We start from the raw sequence: 3,648 nt of genomic DNA, 5'->3' as shown, positions 1-3,648 counted from the left end.
CCGCCGCCCCGGCCGAGGCGCCCGCCGAGGCCACCGCCCCGGCCCGTCCGCGCCGCCGTGCCGTGCGCAAGGCCACCGCGCCCACCTCGTCGGAGGAGGCGGCCGTCGTGGTCGTCCCGGCGACGGAGGCGGAGGCAGCGGCCGAGACGCCCGAGGCACCGGCCGCGTCGACGGAGGCCGAGCCGTCGGCGCCCGCCAAGAAGGCGGCGCGCAAGACCGCGAAGAAGGCGACGGCGAAGAAGGCCGCCACCAAGAAGACGGCGGCCAAGAAGGCCGTTGCCAAGAAGACCGCCGCGAAGAAGACGACCGCCAAGAAGGCGGCGTCGAAGAAGACGGCGGCCGCCGAGCAGCAGCCTCAGCCGACGGTCTCGGTGTCCACGGAGGGCTGACGCCCCCGACCCGACGGCACCACGTCCGCGGCCCGCCCGGTTCCCCCCGGGCGGGCCGAGGTCGTCGGGCAGGCCGGTTCCCTCCGGGCGGGCCGAGGTCGTCGGGCAGGCCGGTTCCCTCCGGGCAGGCCGAGTTCGTCGGGCAGGCCGCAGGACGGCGGGGACGACGACGTGTCCAGCGTCTCGTGGGCCCGGTTTGACCCTCCCCGTCCCGGCCCCGTAACCTTGACCGTCGGCGTGTCCACTGATGCGCCACATCCCCGTAAACCTCTTCCTCCCGGGCGCCGTGCGCCTCGGGAGAGGCCGTCGGCCATGCCGGGCGGCTGGACTGCGGGGGTGCCGTTCCCGAGCGAAGAGAGTGAGATCCGCGTGTACGCCATCGTGCGCAGCGGTGGTCGCCAGCACAAGGTTGCTGTCGGCGACATCGTTGAGGTTGACAAGATTTCCACTGCCAAGGTTGGCGACACGGTCGAGCTCTCGACCCTGCTCGTGGTCGACGGCGACTCCGTGACCAGCGACCCGTGGGTGCTGGCCGGGATCAAGGTCCAGGCCGAGGTCGTGGACCACCACAAGGGCCAGAAGATCGACATTCTGCGCTACAAGAACAAGACCGGTTACCGCCGTCGCCAGGGCCACCGCCAGCAGTACACGGCGATCAAGGTCACCGAGATCCCCACGGCTGCGAAGTAAGGGACTGAGAACAGATGGCACACAAGAAGGGCGCATCGTCCACTCGGAACGGTCGCGACTCGAACGCCCAGCGGCTCGGCGTGAAGCGCTTCGGCGGTCAGGTCGTGAACGCGGGTGAGATCCTGGTCCGCCAGCGCGGCACCCACTTCCACCCGGGCGCGGGCGTCGGCCGTGGCGGCGACGACACGCTGTTCGCGCTGCAGGCCGGTGCGGTGGAGTTCGGCACCCACCGTGGCCGCAAGGTCGTGAACGTCGTTCCGGTCGCCTGACCGAACGTCTTCACGGGCCTTCGCACAGGCCTTCGCGAGCAATCGCGAATCTTCGCGAGGCGGACCTCACTTCCCGTTCGGGAAGGCGGGTCCGCCTTTCGCTTGTTGCACATCACAGTAGTCAGGACATAGTCCGTACGTTTCTGGAGGCACTGCACCATGACCACCTTCGTGGACCGCGTCGAACTGCACGTCGGCGCGGGTAACGGAGGCCACGGCTGCGCCTCCGTTCACCGTGAGAAGTTCAAGCCGCTCGGCGGTCCCGACGGCGGCAACGGCGGCCGCGGCGGCGATGTGATCCTCACCGTCGACCAGTCGGTCACCACGCTTCTCGACTACCACCACTCCCCGCACCGCAAGGCCACCAACGGCAAGCCCGGCGAGGGCGGTTTCCGGGCCGGCAAGGACGGCCAGGACCTGGTCCTGCCGGTGCCGGACGGCACGGTCGTCCTCGACAAGGCGGGCAATGTGCTGGCCGACATGGTCGGGCACGGGACGTCGTACATCGCGGCCCAGGGCGGCCGTGGCGGCCTCGGCAACGCGGCGCTGGCCTCCGCCCGCCGCAAGGCGCCCGGCTTCGCGCTGCTCGGCGAGCCCGGTGACCTGCAGGACATCGTGCTCGAGCTGAAGACGGTCGCGGACGTGGCCCTCGTCGGCTATCCGAGCGCGGGCAAGTCGTCGCTGATCTCCGTGTTGTCCGCCGCCAAGCCGAAGATCGCCGACTATCCGTTCACCACCCTCGTCCCGAACCTGGGCGTGGTGACCGCGGGTGCGACCGTGTACACCATCGCCGACGTTCCCGGGCTCATCCCGGGCGCCAGTCAGGGCAAGGGCCTCGGCCTGGAGTTCCTGCGGCACGTCGAGCGGTGCAGCGTGCTCGTGCACGTGCTGGACACGGCCGTGCTGGAGTCCGACCGCGATCCCGTCTCCGACCTCGACGTCATCGAGGAGGAGCTGAAGCAGTACGGCGGCCTCGACGACCGCCCGCGGATCGTCGTCCTCAACAAGATCGACGTAACGGACGGCAAGGACCTGGCCGAGATGGTGAGGCCGGACCTGGAGGCGCGCGGGTACCGCGTCTTCGAGGTCTCCGCCGTGGCCCATCTCGGGCTGAAGGAGTTGTCGTACGCCCTCGCCGATCTGGTCGCGAAGGCGCGGGCCGCGAGGCCCGAGGAGGAGGCGACCCGTATCGTCATCCGGCCGAAGGCGGTCGACGACGCCGGCTTCACGGTGACGCGCGAGGATGACGGCCTCTTCCGGGTGCGCGGCGAGAAGCCGGAGCGGTGGGTGCGCCAGACCGACTTCAACAACGACGAGGCCGTCGGCTACCTCGCCGACCGGCTCAACCGCCTCGGTGTCGAGGAGGAGTTGATGAAGGCGGGCGCCCGGGCAGGTGACGGCGTCGCGATCGGGCCCGAGGAGAACGCGGTCGTCTTCGACTGGGAGCCGTCGGTGACGGCGGGCGCGGAGATGCTCGGCCGACGCGGCGAGGACCACCGGTTCGAGGGGGCACGGCCGGCCGCACAGCGACGCCGGGACCGGCAGGCGGAACGGGACGAGGCGCAGCGGGACTTCGACGACTTCGAGCCGTTCTGATCGGAACGCGCGGGGGAGCGCACGGCAGTTGTTCGGCGCCGGGGCGTGTCGTCCCTGGGGCTGCGTCCCCTGGGGCCCCGGCCTGTCGGCCTGGCGGCCTCGTCCTCGAACCCGTAAGGGCTGAGGGCGGCTGAGCCGGGCCGGGAACGGCCGACCGCTCCGAAACCGGCCGAAGAGACGAACGGCGGGGCCCGGAGCCGGCCTTCACCGTCCGCCGCGCGGAGTCCCGGCGGCCCTGACCGTTCTGGCGTGGTGGTTGCGCCGGCGGCCTTGGCAACTTCGGCGGGCTCCGGTGTCCATCGTGGCTCCGGTGGCCCTGGCGGCTGCGGTGACTCCGGTGATTCGGCGGACGCCGGTGGCTCCGGTGACTTCGGGTGCCTTGGTGGTTCCGATCTGGTGAGCCTCGGTGCCTCCGGTGGCCATGTTGGCGCCGGTGGCCCTGGCGAATCCGGCGGCTCCGGTGGCCCTGGCGGCTCCGGTGGCCCTGGCGGCCACGACGAATCCGGCAGCCCCGGCTGCTCCGACGAATCGACGAATCCGGCGGCTCCGGTGGCCCGGCGCAATGGTGGCCCCGGCGGAATCCGGCGAGCCCTGGAGCATCCGGCGACTCCGGCGGCCAAGACGAATCCGGAGAGCCCTGGCGACCCGGCGGCCCCGGCGGCTACGGCGCCCCCGGCGCCCCCGCCGCCCCCGCCGCCAGATCG

Annotated in this window: 4 protein-coding genes and 1 pseudogene; 4 read left to right on the top strand and 1 reads right to left on the bottom strand. The window is 71.7% G+C overall.

Annotated elements, in window-relative coordinates:
- From AAW14_RS39060 to obgE, 4 genes and pseudogenes are all read left to right on the top strand, one after another.
- A pseudogene (locus tag AAW14_RS39060) lies at positions 1–389 on the top strand (ribonuclease E/G); the annotation flags it as partial.
- Between the two features lie 369 nt (positions 390–758).
- Entirely contained in the window at positions 759–1,079 is a 321-nt protein-coding gene (gene rplU, locus AAW14_RS39055) for a 50S ribosomal protein L21 (protein ID WP_004001309.1), read from the top strand.
- A gap of 14 nt (positions 1,080–1,093) precedes the next feature.
- Positions 1,094–1,348, top strand: a complete 255-nt coding sequence (gene rpmA, locus AAW14_RS39050; RefSeq protein ID WP_055703572.1) for a 50S ribosomal protein L27 — start codon at positions 1,094–1,096, stop codon at positions 1,346–1,348.
- Positions 1,349–1,507: 159 nt separating this feature from the next.
- The gene (obgE, locus tag AAW14_RS39045; RefSeq protein WP_265569218.1) at positions 1,508–2,944 is read left to right on the top strand and encodes a GTPase ObgE; all 1,437 of its coding nucleotides are present in this window, start codon (positions 1,508–1,510) and stop codon (positions 2,942–2,944) included.
- A gap of 204 nt (positions 2,945–3,148) precedes the next feature.
- On the opposite strand, the gene AAW14_RS39040 is transcribed toward obgE, so the two are convergent.
- Positions 3,149–3,439, bottom strand: coding sequence for a hypothetical protein (locus AAW14_RS39040; RefSeq protein WP_265569217.1), 291 nt, complete (start codon positions 3,437–3,439; stop codon positions 3,149–3,151).
- Positions 3,440–3,648 lie beyond the last annotated feature (209 nt).

The sequence above is a fragment of the Streptomyces hygroscopicus genome (assembly GCF_026168105.1).
GTDB classification, from domain to species: domain Bacteria; phylum Actinomycetota; class Actinomycetes; order Streptomycetales; family Streptomycetaceae; genus Streptomyces; species Streptomyces hygroscopicus_D.
The sequence above is the reverse complement of the archived record's forward strand: the minus strand, read 5'-3'. Positions and strand labels throughout refer to the sequence as shown.